Genomic DNA, 14067 nt, shown 5'->3' on the forward strand with positions numbered 1-14067 from the left:
AATGAAACGCCCGGCCTTGGCCGGGCGTTTTTCGTTGGCGAATTCGTTACACGACGGGTCGCGCGGCGTGGCGATCAGGCTGGCTCGTCGTCGACCCGCGTCGCTTCATCCAGGCGCAGAATCGTGTGTGCATTGGTGACGCTGGTGGCGAGGGTGTCGATCACCCCAGTGCGCAACGCGCCGAGTATGCCGGCCGCCTTGGTATTCTCGGCGGCGATGGCGATCACGTCGGGGATTCGAGCCAGATCGGTGATGGTCAGGCCGATGACGCGGCCCTGCATCGGCGTCAGCGACGGGCGGCCGTAGATATCGATGAAGTCGTAACCCATCATGTCACCGACGGTACCGGATAGCCGCGCCTCGGCGGTCTCCTGCGGCGTGAACCAGCCCATCCGCACCATGTTGCTGTTCTCGCTGAGGTCGCCGATGCCGATGAGAGCGAGATCGGCGCGCCGGGCGCGGTCCAGCGTCTGGCGAATGGTCGGGTTCTCGTACATCGCATCGCGCAGCTCGAGATTCTGCACCAGGGCCGGGGCGTAGAGCGTCTCGCTGTCGCCGCCGAACTTGATCGCCAGCCGTCGGCAGATATGGTCGGGGTTCATGTACTCCCCGGCCCGCACCGATCCCCCGATGGCGCAGACGAAGGAACACTGGCGCTGGCCCTGCTCGAAGACGTTGTCCGCCACCGCGCCGACGTTGCGGCCCATGCCGACGGCGACGATCGCCCCGTCGCTCAGCTGCCGGGAAAGATGGTCGGCCACCAGACTGGCCACGTTGGCCCGCTGGACGTCGGCATCGGCGTGATCGAGGGCGATCAGTGCGCGCTTGATCCCGAAACGGCGTTTGAGCGCCTGCTCGATTTCCGCGCTGACCGCAGGGTGCTGGCGAACCCGAACGTCGACGATCCCTTCGGCCTGCGCGCGCTTGAGCAACCGCCCCGCCTTGACGCGAGAGATCCCCAGCCGATTGGCGATGACCTCCTGCGTTTCCCCCTCGGTGTAATAGAGGGTGGCAATTTCCGTCATCAAGGCAATATCGGCGTTTTCGTTGCGCTCGTTCATGCACGCTTCCATGTTTTGAGAAGATCGAATTCTGAGAGGTCGAATCCGGCTCGGCTTGGCCGCCTCACGATACCACAAGCGCCCTCGACTCCGACTTTCTCGCGGGCCAGGAACGGCGTAGACTATCGACGGATTGCGGTTCGCCGCAATCGGTTCTCAGGGCGGGGTGAAAGTCCCCACCGGCGGTAATGATGCGGCGTGAAAAGACACGCCAGCCTCTCAGCCCGCGAGCGCTCGAAGGCGTTGCCTTCGAGGTCAGCAGATTCGGTGCAATTCCGAAGCCGACGGTCACAGTCCGGATGAAAGAGAACGGTTCCACTTGCTACGACGACTCGGTCAGCCTTGCGTGGCTATCGGTGATTTTCACCAATTCACGCCCATGCCAACCGCCTCCCGTGATTTCCAAGCGGATCCGCAGCCCTGATTCTGGTTAACGTGACCTCGGTCATCTGAATAGGAAACGACCATGAATCAGCCCTATCCGCCGCAGCTCTCCTCCCAGACGCTGTCGCAACGCATCGCCTTCATTCGCGCCGACTGGCACGGCGATATCGTCGGCAACTGCCACAGTGCCTTCCTGGATGCCGTCGCCGAGCGCGGTTTCTCCGTGGAACAGGTCGATACCTTCACCGTTCCCGGCGTGTTCGAGATCCCGCTGCAGGCCAAACTGCTGGCCAAGAGCGGCCGCTACGCCGCCATCGTCGCCTCCGGGTTCGTCGTCGACGGCGGCATCTATCGTCACGACTTTGTCTCCACCGCGGTGATCGACGCACTGATGTCGCTGCAGATCGAGCAGGAAGTGCCGGTGCTTTCCGCCGTGCTGACGCCGCATCACTTCCACGAGCACGAGGCGCATGCCGCCTTCTTCCAGCAGCACTTCCTGACCAAGGGGCGCGAAGCGGCCGAGGCGTGTCTGACGACGATGGAAAACCTCAATCAGGTGCGCAAGCTCAGCGCCGACTGATCGTTCGTCATCCCGATGAAAAGCGCCCACGCCATCCTCGATGGCGTGGGCTTTTTGACAGAGCGGGCTCGGGCTTATCTGAAGGGCGGGCTCGGGCTCAGCTTGCGGCGGTCGCCTGCCGACGGTTGCGTACCCGCAGATAGATCGCGAAGGCCAGCGAGACCGCGATCAGCACCCACAGGAACATGGCGATCGGGCTCTTGGTGAAGAAGATCGACAGGTTGCCGTAGGACTCGATGCTCTTGACGAAGTAGACCTCCGCCGACTTGCCCAGAATGAAGCCGATGATCAGCGGCACCGTCTCCAGGCCGATCTTGTGGGCGACCCAGCCGAAGATCCCGAAGATCAGCAGGGTCCAGACGTCGAACATGATCCCGTAGTTGATTGCGTAGGCGCCGACCACGCACATCATGATGATCAGCGGATAGAGGATGTACTTCGGCACCTCGATCACCTTGGCAATGTGGCGGATTGCGAAGTACATGATGCCGAACATCAGCACGTTGGCCGCCAGCAAGGCGATGATCATCAGATACCAGGTATCGATGTTGTTGCCGATGAACAGCGGGCCGACCTGAATGCCCTGCAGCGTGAAGGCACCGATCAGAATCGCGGTGGTGGAATCCCCGGGGATGCCCAGCGAGAGCAGCGGCACCAGCGCGCCACCGGTCAACGCATTGTTGGAAGATTCCGAAGAGACGATCCCCTGCGGCGCGCCCTTGCCCATCTGGGAAGAGTCACGCGAGAAGTTCTTCTCCTGGCTGTAGGCCAGCACCGAAGCGGCGCTGCCACCGACGCCCGGCAGAATTCCCACGAAGGTGCCGATGCTCGAGGAGCGCACCAGGTTGAGCAACTGGCCCTTGAATACGTTGAACTTGAACTTCGCACCGCCCTTGAGCGAAATCGGCCCCTGACCCGTCTCGTCCTTGAAGCCGTTCTCGGCGTCCAGCAGTACGGTAGTCAGGCCAAAAATACCGATCAGCACCGGCAGCAGCGAGAAGCCGTCGATCAGGTAGTACTCCATGAAATCGAACATCAGGCGGGTTTCGCCGTTGCCCCCTTCGGTAATCGAGTAGGTACCGATCAGGCTGAGCCAGACGCCCAGCACGCCGCTGAAGATGCCCATCAGCATGTTGGACGTGAGCGAGGCGATCACCGTCAGCGCCAGCAGGATGATCAGGAACTTCTCGACGTAGGAGAACTTGATCGCGAAGTCCGCCAGCACCGGCGCGAAGAAGAACAGCACCGCGGCGCTGAACAGCCCGCCGAAGACCGAGGCGACGATGCCGATCTTGAGCGCGCGCTCGCCCTCGCCCCGCTTGGCCATCGGATAGCCGTCGAAGGTGGTGGTGATCGACGAGGGCGTGCCGGGAATGTTGATCAGCACGGCGGGAACCATCCCGCCCGAAATACCGCCGACGTAAAGCCCCAGCAGCAGCGCGATGCCATTCTCGAGCCCGAAGGCATAGGTCAGCGGCAGACAGACGGCCACCGCCATGGTGGCGGTCATGCCGGGAATCGCGCCGAAGATGATACCGATCAGGGTTCCCGCGGCGATCAGCCCGAAGAACATCGGCGTGAGGTGAGACAGGATATCCATGAGACGAGTCTCCGATGGTCAGGCTAAAAAGATCAGGGCAAGGTGATGCGGAACAGCTGTGCCAGCACATACCAGGCCAGCGTCGGGGCAATCAGCGCGTTCAGCACCAGAATGATGAACAGCCGCCGCGTCAGATGATCGACGTACAGAAGCGACAGCAGGAACACGAACAGCACCGACATGATCAGGAAGCTGTAGCCGGTGTTGGGGAACACGTCGCTCAGCACGCTCATCAGATAAAAGTAAGCCGTCGTCAACGCCAGCGTGCCGAAGAAGCGCTTGTGGTCGAACTCGCCCTCGCGCCCTGCCAGTACACGGCCGGCACGCTTCAGGCCGGGCACCAGCAGCCGATAGCGGGTGATCACGATCATCGCCAGCAGGATGACCAGGATCCAGGTGACGATGCGGGGAAAGAAGAGATGCGATTGGTCGAAGTCGATGCTGACATCGAGCAGCGACAGCCATTGGCTTTCCATGGAAAGCGGCTCCTGCGCCGGGCGTCACCGGCGGCATCAGTGGTGGAAACGAATCGTGCCGGCCGACGTTCGCCGGCCGGCACGCGGCAGGATCAGCCCTTCAGGTCGCTGATGATGGTCTTGTATTCGTCGTTCTTCTCTTCCAGATAGCTGGCCGCTTCCTGGGTAGGCTTGTAGTCGGGCACGAAGAACGAACGCTTCAGCTGCTCCTGGAGCTCGTCCCCCTCGTACACGTCGGCCAGGGCATTGTCGATGCAGTCGATCGCGGCAGGATCCATGTCCTTGTTGTACAGCAGGAAGAACTCCTTATCGAAGGTAAAGTCCTGATCCTCGCTCATCGGCACGCTGGCGTTCGGCGTCACGTACTGCAGCAACTGCTCGCGCGTGGTATCGCCCATGCCCTCTTCGTTGGTCTGGGCAATGGTCTTCTCGCGAGCGGTAATCCAGACGAAGCGCATCGCCTTCTGGTCGTCGGCGGGCAGTTGGGTGTACTGCTCGTTGGCCTGGACCGAACCGTTGATCACGTCCACCGCCCCGTCGAACAGCAGCTGGTTCTTGTCCGCCTGGGAGCCGGTGTTGACGGCAACGATGTTGCTCTCCTTGCCCGGATACTGCATCCGCACAGCATTTTTCAATGCGGTAAAGCCGATCTCGGAAACACCGCCCGGCTGAATGGCGACCTTCACCTGCTTGCCGTTACCGGCCGCTTCGATGATGTCGCTCATCGACTGGTATGGCGAGCTTTTCGGCACCAGGTAAGCGTTGCCCGGGTTGATGGCGATGGTCGGCCCGACGACGAACTTGCTGAAGATGTCGGGATAGCCGTTCACGCCGTAGAGGTGACCCAGGTAGGAGCCGTCGTGGAAGATCATGATCGTGTTGCCGTGGCGGCTACGCTCCAGCGCCTGGAAGCCGGGCATGACACCGACGGCGTCGACCTTGGCGTTGATGTCGAGCTGCTCGGCCAGCTGATCGACCACCATGCTGGATACCTGATAGGTATCACCGCCGGTCGACGTCGAACCGATCACGACGCGCAGGTTGCCCGGCAGCGGACAGTCCTCGGCGGCCTGGGCGGAAGCCGATACGCCGATGGCGGCACTGGTCAGCACGGCCAGACAGGTCTTACCCAAAATCGCTTTCATGATGCGTCTCCCTCATACCGTTGTCCCACATGCGAAGCGCAACCCGATGCGCCGCCCCCGGTGGGAACCAAATGATAGCGTTATCATCGAACACGCCTTGCACGGTAGAGAAAGCGACTTTGTCAGACAATTCAACTTAAGTCTCCCGACCAAAGTCGCATCCGTTCGATTTGGGCAACTTGCTGATATCGGGGCGAAAAAAAGCCCGGCCATGGCCGGGCTTCTGCAACGATTGGCGAACGTCTAACGTTCGACGAGCCTGTCAGGCGATCGTCACGTCCTTGGAGAGGTAGACGTCCTGGACGGCGTTGAGCAGCTCGATACCTTCCTTCAGCGGCTTCTGGAACGCCTTGCGACCAGAGATCAGACCCATGCCGCCGGCCCGCTTGTTGATGACGGCGGTGCGCACGGCTTCACCCATATCGGAATGGCCCTTGGAACCACCACCGGAGTTGATCAGTCCGGCGCGTCCCATGAACGAGTTGGCCACCTGGTAACGGGCCAGATCGACCGGATGATCGCTGGTCAGCTCGCTGTAGACCTTGTCATGGGTATGGCCGAAACCGATCGCCTTGTAGCCGCCGTTGTTCTCCGGCAGCTTCTGCTTGACGATGTCCGCCTTGATGGTCGCCGCCAGATGCACCGCCTGGCTGGTGAGGTCGGAAGAGACGTGGTAATCGGTGCCGTCTTTCTTGAACTCCGGATTGCGCAGGTACGACCACAGCACGGTGACCATGCCCAGCTCGTGCGCGCGCTCGAAGGCCTCGCTGACTTCCTGGATCTGGCGTCGGCTATCCTCGGAGCCGAAGTAGATCGTGGCGCCGACCGCGATGCAGCCCATGTCGTGGGCCTGCTCGATCTGCGCGAACATGGTCTGCTCGTACATCGCCGGCAGCGTCAGGCTCTCGTTGTGGTTGAGCTTGAGCATCATCGGGATCTTGTGGGCGTAGCGCCGCGCGACGGACGAAAGCACGCCCAGGGTGGAACAGACGCAGTTGCAGCCGCCCTGCAGTGCCAGTTCGACGATATTCTTGGGATCGAAGTACATCGGGTTGAGCGCGAATGAGGCGCCGGCAGAATGCTCGATACCCTGATCGACAGGCAGAATGCTGAGATAGCCCGTGCCACCCAGACGGCCGGTGTTGAACAGTGTCTGCAGGTTACGCATCACGTGCGGGCTGCGGTCGGTATCGGAGAACACGCGGTCGACGAAATCAGGCCCCGGAAGGTACAGGTCTTCTTTCTTGAAACCCGTACAGGTATAGCTGAGAAGGCTGTCGGCTTCCTTGCCCAGTAACTTGGCAATATCGGTCATGTTGCTTTTCCTCTGTCCTCAAGATGGGTCATCCGGGGAATCTCGACCTGGGCCGCTTCCCTCTCTACCAAAGATGGCTACCCGATAATGGCTGCTCTAGGGCCTGTTGCCGTTTCAGCGCGAACCGCGTTGCTGCGCCGCGTACCGTCCGCAAAGGCTGGCGCCAGCCGATGACGTCGCACGGCCGGTCCCACAGAACCCGATCAGGCGCGCATTCTTCGACCCCACGCGCAACCGTTTCACGCCGCGCTGCCCATACTGCAGCCCCTTCTCCAGCCGCGGCGATCATCGATTAGCCGTAGAACGTCGCCAAGAATAAGCGACAATGCGTCGCAGTTCACGTCCATGCACCGTTTCTGCATAGCCTGTCTCTTCTGTCGGACGCCTGACGGGGCCTCCCAGATTGTCACATTTCGTATCCCGGCGATGGCTGAAAATCGTCATGGGAAAGTCTTGAGCCACGACTCGAGTCACAATCCTGAGTCGTCGCCACGGATTACGTCTCGAACATCCACCTGCAGGGGAACGTTGCGCCTTTGGTATGATGCCAATCTTTCAGCGATCCGGGATTTCAGCGATGTCCGTTCTGCGCGGCTTTCTGTGGCTGCTCGCCTTTCTGTTGCTGGGGCAGACCTTCGTGCGGCTATTTCACATTCCGATGCCCAGCGGCGTGATCGGCATGCTGCTGTTGACGCTATGGTTCGGCTACCGCGGCGACATGAATCCGGATGTCGTGCATGTCAGCCAACCGCTGATCGCCATGCTGGCACTGCTGATCATGCCCGGTGTTGTCGAGATATTCTTTGTCGCCGATCAATTTGCGGATCAATGGGCCGCGATTCTGACCGCCCTGATCGCCGGTACGCTGCTCAGCGTATTGTCGAGCCTGCTACTGATGCGCCGTTATCTCCCCGCCAACGACGAGTCTGCCAATCCTCTCGGAAGCGTCGACCATGAATGAGTGGCTCGCGCGTCTTTCGCAGTTGCCGCAACAGTGGTTCGAGTCGCCGATCGCGGCGATCGCGCTCACTCTCGGCGCCTACTTCTTCGGCATTCGCCTGTTCAAGCTGATGCGCCGACCCAGCTGGTGCCCACCGATGCTGATCGCAGCGATCACGATTGCCATGGTCGTCGCCTCGTTGCCCATCGGCATCGACGACTACAACCGGGGCGCCAGCTGGCTGATGCTGCTGCTGGGCCCGGCTACCGTCGCGCTGGCCGTCCCGCTCTACCAGCAGCTGCCGCAGATACGCGCATTGTGGAAGCCGATTCTGATGACGCTCCCGCTGTCGGCGACGCTGGCCGCCTGCTACGCGGTGATCATCGCCGCCATCATGGGCGCGCCGAAGGACGTGCTGGCCTCGCTGGCGCCCAAGTCGGTGACCTCGCCCATCGCGCTCGGGCTGGCCGAAGAACTCGGCGGCTCGCGGGCGCTGCTGATGGGAGCGTTGCTGACGACGGGCATTACCGCCATCTTCGGGGTGGAGTGGCTGAGCCGGATCCTGCGTATTCGTGACCCACGGCTGATCGGCCTGGCGCTGGGCATCAACGGGCACGCCCTGGGCACCGTACGCGCGTTCGAACTCGGCACGGTCGCCGGTGCCTTCGCCTCGCTGGGCATGAGCCTGACCGGCGCCTTTACCGCCATCGTGCTGCCGCTCGTCTGGCATCTTTTCTACTGAAGGCGTTTTCTGTCTATTGAAACCGCTTATGTCTATTGAAGCCGTTTCTGTCTATTGAAGCCGCTTTCTGCAGGCGTTCTGCCGAATGGCTTCTCCATCGACGGCGTGCCGTACCGCGCTCGCCCCTGACAGCGGCGCAGATCGCGCTACGCTGATAGCAGTTCGTCGAACGTTTCGACGACCTCGACAGGAGACACCCGATGACGATAGCCAGTGACAGCGGTCAGGGAGACCCGACGCTGGTGCTCATGCACTTCTTCGGCAGTTCCCATCACGAATGGGAGGAGGTAGTGCCGCTGCTCGACGATCGATACCGGGTCGTCACGCTGGACATGCCGGGCTTCGGCCGCGCCAGCGAGGTGGCCGGGTTCGACGTCGCCTCGATGACACGGCACGTCGAGCAGTGCATTGATGCCGCTGCGCTCGACGACGTGATTCTGGTCGGTCACTCGTTCTCCGGTCGTATCGCGATGACCGTCGCCGCCAATCGTCCGGCATGGCTACGCGCGCTGATCCTGATAGCACCGTCACCGCCGGGGCCGCAGTCGATCGGCGAGGAGGAGCATCGGTTCCAGCTGGAATTCGACTTCAGCGAGGCCCAGGCGCGCCAGTTCATCGACGGCGCCAGCGAGGTATCACTCGCACCGACGCTCTACCAGCAGGCGGTGGAAGATGCCATCAACGCCAACCCGGCCGCGTGGCGCGCCTGGCCGACGACGACCTATGTCGAGGACTGGCGCGAAACCGTCGGCAAGCTGCCCTATCCGGCCTGGGTACTGGTCGGCGACCGGGATCCATCGCTGCCGCCCGACACCCAGCGCGAAGACGTCATGCCGCACCTTCCGCAAGGCAGGCTCGAGGTCTTTCCCGGCTATGGTCACCTGCTTCCCATGGAGATGCCGGAAACCCTGGCCGAACAGCTCAACGCGATTGCCGCCCAGATCGGCTCGAGTCGATGAGCTTCACTAGACGAGCTCAAGTCGGTTGGCGCTAGCCGCCGAACGGCAGATCTGAACCTGGCCGGCCATCGGGTAGCGCCGGTGCCCGGCCCGTTACCGCGATGCAGAGACCGAGCAGCCAAGGCCATGGCGGGTGTTCCCCGCTCGGCTCTGCCGTGGACACGGGCGATGCACCCAGTCTCCGAGACAGCTCGATGAGCCGCGTCGACGCCCCCGGTATCGAAGCCGGGTCGGAAGGCGCCGATATACCTACCGTTCCTCCCCAGCCGGCCAGTCGTTCGGCGAATTCCAAGCCCGCGGGGCCGGTGTAGATGCAGCCATCGACATGTACCCGAGTCACATCGAGCAGTCCGAGCGCGCCCTGCAGACGCGCCATGCGCAACACGATTCGCATCGCAGCCTGGGCCGCCGGGCCCTTCTCGCCGTCGAGACAGCGCCGATCCGCCGGCGAGAGCGGGAACCCGTCGTTGGCAGCGATCGCCGGTGCCGGCTCGTGCCCCAATTCCCCGCCGGCCGTCACGCTGGCCAGGCCCGCCAGGCGCGGGCCGCTCAATACCAGCCGCCTGCCCCGATGGAGTGTGATGAGATGCGCCGCCTGCGCCATGGCGAAACGCGCGTCGTCCAGCACCACGATCGGCACCGCCAGCGACAAGACTTCCTCGGCGACGATGGCGCCCAGGGCGATGATGTCATCGACCCGGTTGAGCACGATCACCGCCGGCGCCTGCCCGGCATGGATGGCCTCCAGCAGCACCACGCTGCCGGTACACGACCCCCGCCCGTGGGGAATGACCAGCGCTCGCCCGGCGATGCCTTCGCCGCATAGCGGGTGGTGGCGATCGATGATTTCGCCTCGGTCCGGGTCCACGCCGCCCCACAGGCTGAGCGGCGTCGAACTGGCCAGCACCACCCCGCTGCCCTCGCCCTCGACCAGACATTCAGTGGCGGAAAGATAGAACGACAACGACTCGAGATGGCGCCTCATGACGAACGGGCCCGAGAATGCGACGCCGAACCCGACAATCTCGGCAGCGCCTTCGCAACGATAGACATCGGAGATATCACCCAGCAACGCGGAACGTCACATCAAACTATGGGGCAGCCCTGGCGTCGTCCAGCGGTTTGCCCGATTCGATCGATTTTCCCGTCCAGCGTGTCAGGCTCGAATTCTGCCCAACACGACCGAATGCGCTAAGATGCTCCCATTCGCTCTTCCCAGGGTTATCAGGATTCACGATTCGCCCATGACCTACCGCGTCGCCATCAACGGCTACGGCCGCATCGGCCAGAGCGTGCTGCGTGCGCTGATCGAACGCCCCGACCTGCCGCTGGAAATCGTTGCCATCAACGAGCTTTCCGATCTGGAGACGATCGCCTACCTGACTCGCTACGACACGACTCATGGACGCTTTCCCGGTCAGGTAGAAGCACGTGATGGCTGCCTGGTCATCAACGGCCGCACCATTCGGGTACTCAACGCTGCCGAACCGGAAGCGCTGCCGTGGGGCGAGCTCGGTATCGACCTGCTGCTGGAGTGTTCCGGCAGCTTCAAGGATCGCGCCACTGCCGAGCGGCATCTCCAGGCCGGCGCGGCGCGGCTGCTGTTTTCCCAGCCGGCGGAGACCGACGTCGACACCACGGTCGTCTATGGCGTCAACCATGCAGCGATCGACCGCGACATGCGCATCGTTTCGGCGGCCTCGTGTACCACCAACTGCCTGATACCGATCCTCGACGTGCTGGAAGCCAGCTTCGGCGTATCGCACGGCGTCACCACCACCATCCATTCGGCGATGAATGACCAGCCGGTGATCGACGCCTACCACAACAGCGACCTGCGCCTGACACGCTCGGCCATGCACTCGATCATCCCGGTGGATTCCGGCCTGGCCCGGGGCATCGGCCGCCTGATGCCGCATCTGGCGGATCGTTTCGAATGTCTTCACGTGCGGGTGCCGACCATCAACGTCTCGGCCATGGACATGGCGATCTCGCTCGAGCGCGAGACCGACGCCCCTGCCGTCAACGCCTGCCTGGCCGCCGCCAGTCGCGAACGCTACCTGGGGCTGCTCGGCATGACCTACGAACCGATGGCCTCGGTCGACTTCAACCACGATCCGCGCTCGGGTATCGTGGATGCCACCCAGACCCGCGTGGCCGGCGGCCGCCTGCTCAAGCTGTTGTGCTGGTTCGACAACGAGTGGGGCTTCGCCAATCGGATGCTCGACGTCGCCCGCCACTGGCTCGAACTGCCATCTTCCATTGCCGAACCCGTCACCTCCTCAGGAGAGGATATTTAAGAAACAGGCGAACGAAGACGAGACAAGGCGAAACCGGATGAAACAGCGGAGTTTACGAGCAGTAAATGAGCATGTTGAAGAGGGTTTCAACGCCGTATCGGCGAGTGCAGCCCTTTATTAAATACCCTCTAAGGAAAGGATCTCATGACCGTACTCAAGATGACCGACCTGGATCTCTCCGGCAAACGCGTACTGATCCGCGAAGATCTCAACGTACCCGTCAAGGACGGCAAGGTCACCAGCGATGCGCGCATCCGCGCCAGCCTGCCGACCATCAAGGCCGCGCTCGACGCTGGCGCCAGCGTCATGCTGATGAGCCACCTGGGGCGGCCCACCGAAGGCGAGCCGGCGGACGAGTTCACGTTGGCGCCGGTGGCCGAGCATCTCGCCGAGCTACTCGGCAAGCCGGTGCGCCTGGAAAAGGACTACCTCGACGGCAACGTCGAGATCGCCGCCGGTGAAGTCGTGCTGCTCGAGAACGTGCGCTACAACCCGGGCGAGAAGAAGGACGACGAAGCGCTCGCCAAGGCGTATGCCGCGCTTTGCGATGTCTACGTGATGGACGCCTTCGGCACCGCCCACCGCGCCCAGGCCTCCACCCATGGCGTGATCCGGTTCGCGCCGCAGTCCTGCGCCGGCCCGCTGCTGGCCAACGAGCTCGACGCGCTGGAAAAGGCGCTCAGCGCGCCCAAGCGTCCGATGGCCGCCATCGTCGGCGGTTCCAAGGTGTCGACCAAGCTCGACGTGCTCTATTCGCTGTCGGAGAAGTGCGATCAGCTGATCGTCGGCGGCGGTATCGCCAACACCTTCATCGCCGCGGCCGGCTACGGCGTGGGCAAATCGCTCTATGAAGCCGACCTGGTCGACAAGGCCAAGGAGCTGATGGCCAAGGTCGAGATCCCGCTGCCCACCGACGTCGTCGTGGCTACCGAGTTTTCCGAATCCGCCGAAGCGACGGTCAAGCCGGTCGATCAGGTCGGGGACGACGAGATGATCCTGGATATCGGCCCGGAGACCGCCAGGCATCTCGCCAGCCTGCTGGAAAACGCCGGCACCATCCTCTGGAACGGCCCGGTCGGCGTGTTCGAGATCGACCAGTTCGGCAAAGGCACCGAAGTCTTGTCGAAGGCGATTGCCGCAAGCCAGGCGTTCTCCATTGCCGGCGGCGGCGACACCCTCGCCGCGATCGACAAGTACGGCATCGCCGATCAGGTCTCCTACATCTCCACCGGCGGCGGCGCCTTCCTGGAGTACGTCGAAGGCAAGACCCTGCCCGCCGTGGCAGCACTGGAGAAAGTCGCGCAGGGAAAGACCTCTAGCTGACTTCCCACTCACGACAGACAAGGAGTTAGCGTGCCAAGGAAGGCGACGTCGTTCTCTCTCGACATCGCCAGCCGTGTCTCTCCGGCACGGCTGGCAGCGCTGGGCGTTCTGCTGGCCGGCGGGCTCTGGGGTATCTACTGGTATCCCATTCGCCGCATCGAGGCGCTTCAGCTCGGCGGCGCCTGGGGATCGCTGATCATCGCCGCCACGGCGTGCGTGGTGCTCTCCCCCTGGGCGCTGGCCCAGCGTCGCCGGCTCGCCCGTTCTTCCGCGCTGGGGCTCGCCTCGGTCACGTTGGGCGGAGCGGCATTCATGCTCTACTCCATCGGCCTGGTTCATGGCCAGGTCGCCGTGGTCATTCTGCTGTTCTACCTGACCCCAGTCTGGAGCACCCTGATCGAACGGCTATGGTGGCGCTGGCCGCTCACCGGCCGACGCGTAGCCGTCATCCTCGTGGGGCTGATCGGCCTGGGGCTGGTGCTCGGCGCCAATGGCTCCCCGCTACCGCATGGCATCGGTGACTGGCTGGGGCTGGCCTCGGGGTTGATGTGGGCAGTCGCTTCCAGCGGCATGCGCTCGCACAATACCCTCGGCCCCGGAGAAGGCAGCTTCCTGTTCGCGGTCGGTGCACTGGTCGCCGCCGTGCTGCTGGCGCCCTTCCTCTCTCCCTGGCCCGGCTTGCCGCCGCTGGAAACCGGATGGCGCGTAGCAGGCTGGATCCTCGCCGCGGCGATTCTGTGGTGGTCGGCATCGCTGGCTCTCATCGTCTGGGCAGCCGGCCATCTGCCCCCGGCCCGGCTGGGTATCCTGATGATGAGCGAAGTGCTCGTCGGCGTCTTTTCGGCGGCGCTGTTCGCTGACGAACCGCTGGCGACGATCCAGATTGTCGGCGCCGTTCTGGTGATTGCCGCCGCGGTGCTCGAGGTGATACCGGCGAGAGCAAGCGGCTGAACGCCTGCGCTGCGAGGAGTTCAAAAAGCGAAAAAGCCGGCTACATGAGCCGGCTTTCATCATTCGTGGCGGAGAGGGAGGGATTTGAACCCTCGATACCCGCGAAGGTATGCCGCATTTCGAGTGCGGTGCATTCGACCACTCTGCCACCTCTCCTTGGCGGGACTCGCGCCAAGCCCCTTCACCCACGCTCATGGCGTCGACTATCGGCTCACGATCATCCCGCGGCGGAAAAATAACAGAAAAGAATCGAAACGTTAACGTCGTGACCTGAATATTTCCGCTTTTCGA

General features: G+C 62.9%; 13 protein-coding genes, 1 tRNA gene and 1 riboswitch. Of the genes, 7 read left to right on the plus strand and 7 right to left on the minus strand.

The window, feature by feature from the left end:
* Positions 1-74 precede the first annotated feature (74 nt).
* On the minus strand, positions 75-1061 hold the full coding sequence (locus tag R5R73_RS16225; protein WP_071231440.1) for a sugar-binding transcriptional regulator: 987 nt from the start codon (positions 1059-1061) through the stop codon (positions 75-77).
* Between the two features lie 148 nt (positions 1062-1209).
* Positions 1210-1376: riboswitch (FMN riboswitch) on the plus strand.
* A 151-nt stretch (positions 1377-1527) separates the two neighbouring features.
* Between R5R73_RS16225 and R5R73_RS16230 the strand changes: the two genes are divergently transcribed.
* Complete coding sequence (locus R5R73_RS16230) at positions 1528-2025, plus strand: 6,7-dimethyl-8-ribityllumazine synthase (RefSeq protein ID WP_071231441.1); 498 nt, start codon at positions 1528-1530, stop codon at positions 2023-2025.
* Positions 2026-2122: 97 nt separating this feature from the next.
* On the opposite strand, the gene R5R73_RS16235 is transcribed toward R5R73_RS16230, so the two are convergent.
* The 4 genes from R5R73_RS16235 to R5R73_RS16250 all read right to left on the minus strand — a co-directional run bounded on the left by R5R73_RS16235 (position 2123) and on the right by R5R73_RS16250 (position 6561).
* The gene (locus tag R5R73_RS16235) at positions 2123-3625 is read right to left on the minus strand and encodes a tripartite tricarboxylate transporter permease (RefSeq protein WP_322528047.1); all 1503 of its coding nucleotides are present in this window, start codon (positions 3623-3625) and stop codon (positions 2123-2125) included.
* 32 nt (positions 3626-3657) lie between these two features.
* A complete protein-coding gene (locus R5R73_RS16240) occupies positions 3658-4101 on the minus strand; it encodes a tripartite tricarboxylate transporter TctB family protein (RefSeq protein WP_087720181.1) in 444 nt (147 codons plus the stop codon).
* Positions 4102-4193: 92 nt separating this feature from the next.
* Positions 4194-5246, minus strand: coding sequence for an ABC transporter substrate-binding protein (locus R5R73_RS16245; protein WP_110636822.1), 1053 nt, complete (start codon positions 5244-5246; stop codon positions 4194-4196).
* A 262-nt stretch (positions 5247-5508) separates the two neighbouring features.
* Complete coding sequence (locus R5R73_RS16250) at positions 5509-6561, minus strand: class I fructose-bisphosphate aldolase (protein ID WP_071231445.1); 1053 nt, start codon at positions 6559-6561, stop codon at positions 5509-5511.
* A gap of 577 nt (positions 6562-7138) precedes the next feature.
* On the opposite strand from R5R73_RS16250, the gene R5R73_RS16255 reads away from it, so the two are divergent.
* The 3 genes from R5R73_RS16255 to R5R73_RS16265 all read left to right on the plus strand — a co-directional run bounded on the left by R5R73_RS16255 (position 7139) and on the right by R5R73_RS16265 (position 9202).
* Entirely contained in the window at positions 7139-7522 is a 384-nt protein-coding gene (locus tag R5R73_RS16255; RefSeq protein WP_322528048.1) for a CidA/LrgA family protein, read from the plus strand.
* Entirely contained in the window at positions 7515-8243 is a 729-nt protein-coding gene (locus R5R73_RS16260; RefSeq protein WP_322528049.1) for an LrgB family protein, read from the plus strand. The genes R5R73_RS16255 and R5R73_RS16260 overlap by 8 nt, the downstream gene beginning before the upstream one ends.
* A 200-nt stretch (positions 8244-8443) precedes the next feature.
* Positions 8444-9202, plus strand: a complete 759-nt coding sequence (locus tag R5R73_RS16265; RefSeq protein WP_322528050.1) for an alpha/beta hydrolase — start codon at positions 8444-8446, stop codon at positions 9200-9202.
* A gap of 31 nt (positions 9203-9233) precedes the next feature.
* Here the strand turns inward: R5R73_RS16265 and R5R73_RS16270 are convergent, their stop codons facing one another.
* A complete protein-coding gene (locus tag R5R73_RS16270) occupies positions 9234-10274 on the minus strand; it encodes an aconitase X swivel domain-containing protein (protein ID WP_322528051.1) in 1041 nt (346 codons plus the stop codon).
* Between the two features lie 172 nt (positions 10275-10446).
* On the opposite strand from R5R73_RS16270, the gene R5R73_RS16275 reads away from it, so the two are divergent.
* The 3 genes from R5R73_RS16275 to R5R73_RS16285 all read left to right on the plus strand — a co-directional run bounded on the left by R5R73_RS16275 (position 10447) and on the right by R5R73_RS16285 (position 13776).
* Positions 10447-11502: a type I glyceraldehyde-3-phosphate dehydrogenase gene (locus R5R73_RS16275; RefSeq protein WP_322528053.1), complete on the plus strand. Its 1056-nt coding sequence runs from the start codon at positions 10447-10449 to the stop codon at positions 11500-11502.
* A gap of 144 nt (positions 11503-11646) precedes the next feature.
* Complete coding sequence (locus R5R73_RS16280) at positions 11647-12825, plus strand: phosphoglycerate kinase (protein ID WP_322528055.1); 1179 nt, start codon at positions 11647-11649, stop codon at positions 12823-12825.
* Positions 12826-12855: 30 nt separating this feature from the next.
* Complete coding sequence (locus R5R73_RS16285; protein WP_322528056.1) at positions 12856-13776, plus strand: DMT family transporter; 921 nt, start codon at positions 12856-12858, stop codon at positions 13774-13776.
* A 66-nt stretch (positions 13777-13842) separates the two neighbouring features.
* Here the strand turns inward: R5R73_RS16285 and R5R73_RS16290 are convergent.
* Positions 13843-13932 (minus strand) — tRNA-Ser (locus tag R5R73_RS16290).
* Positions 13933-14067 lie beyond the last annotated feature (135 nt).

Source organism: Salinicola sp. LHM, assembly GCF_034479735.1.
GTDB lineage: Bacteria > Pseudomonadota > Gammaproteobacteria > Pseudomonadales > Halomonadaceae > Salinicola > Salinicola salarius.

What these genes read in the sequence shown, in the direction of transcription:
- R5R73_RS16225 (WP_071231440.1), bottom strand. Translation starts at nt 1,061, where the DNA reads ATGAACGAGCGCAACGAAAACGCCGATATTGCCTTGATGACGGAAATT.
- R5R73_RS16230 (WP_071231441.1), top strand. Translation starts at nt 1,528, where the DNA reads ATGAATCAGCCCTATCCGCCGCAGCTCTCCTCCCAGACGCTGTCGCAA.
- R5R73_RS16235 (WP_322528047.1), bottom strand. Translation starts at nt 3,625, where the DNA reads ATGGATATCCTGTCTCACCTCACGCCGATGTTCTTCGGGCTGATCGCC.
- R5R73_RS16240 (WP_087720181.1), bottom strand. Translation starts at nt 4,101, where the DNA reads ATGGAAAGCCAATGGCTGTCGCTGCTCGATGTCAGCATCGACTTCGAC.
- R5R73_RS16245 (WP_110636822.1), bottom strand. Translation starts at nt 5,246, where the DNA reads ATGAAAGCGATTTTGGGTAAGACCTGTCTGGCCGTGCTGACCAGTGCC.
- R5R73_RS16250 (WP_071231445.1), bottom strand. Translation starts at nt 6,561, where the DNA reads ATGACCGATATTGCCAAGTTACTGGGCAAGGAAGCCGACAGCCTTCTC.
- R5R73_RS16255 (WP_322528048.1), top strand. Translation starts at nt 7,139, where the DNA reads ATGTCCGTTCTGCGCGGCTTTCTGTGGCTGCTCGCCTTTCTGTTGCTG.
- R5R73_RS16260 (WP_322528049.1), top strand. Translation starts at nt 7,515, where the DNA reads ATGAATGAGTGGCTCGCGCGTCTTTCGCAGTTGCCGCAACAGTGGTTC.
- R5R73_RS16265 (WP_322528050.1), top strand. Translation starts at nt 8,444, where the DNA reads ATGACGATAGCCAGTGACAGCGGTCAGGGAGACCCGACGCTGGTGCTC.
- R5R73_RS16275 (WP_322528053.1), top strand. Translation starts at nt 10,447, where the DNA reads ATGACCTACCGCGTCGCCATCAACGGCTACGGCCGCATCGGCCAGAGC.
- R5R73_RS16280 (WP_322528055.1), top strand. Translation starts at nt 11,647, where the DNA reads ATGACCGTACTCAAGATGACCGACCTGGATCTCTCCGGCAAACGCGTA.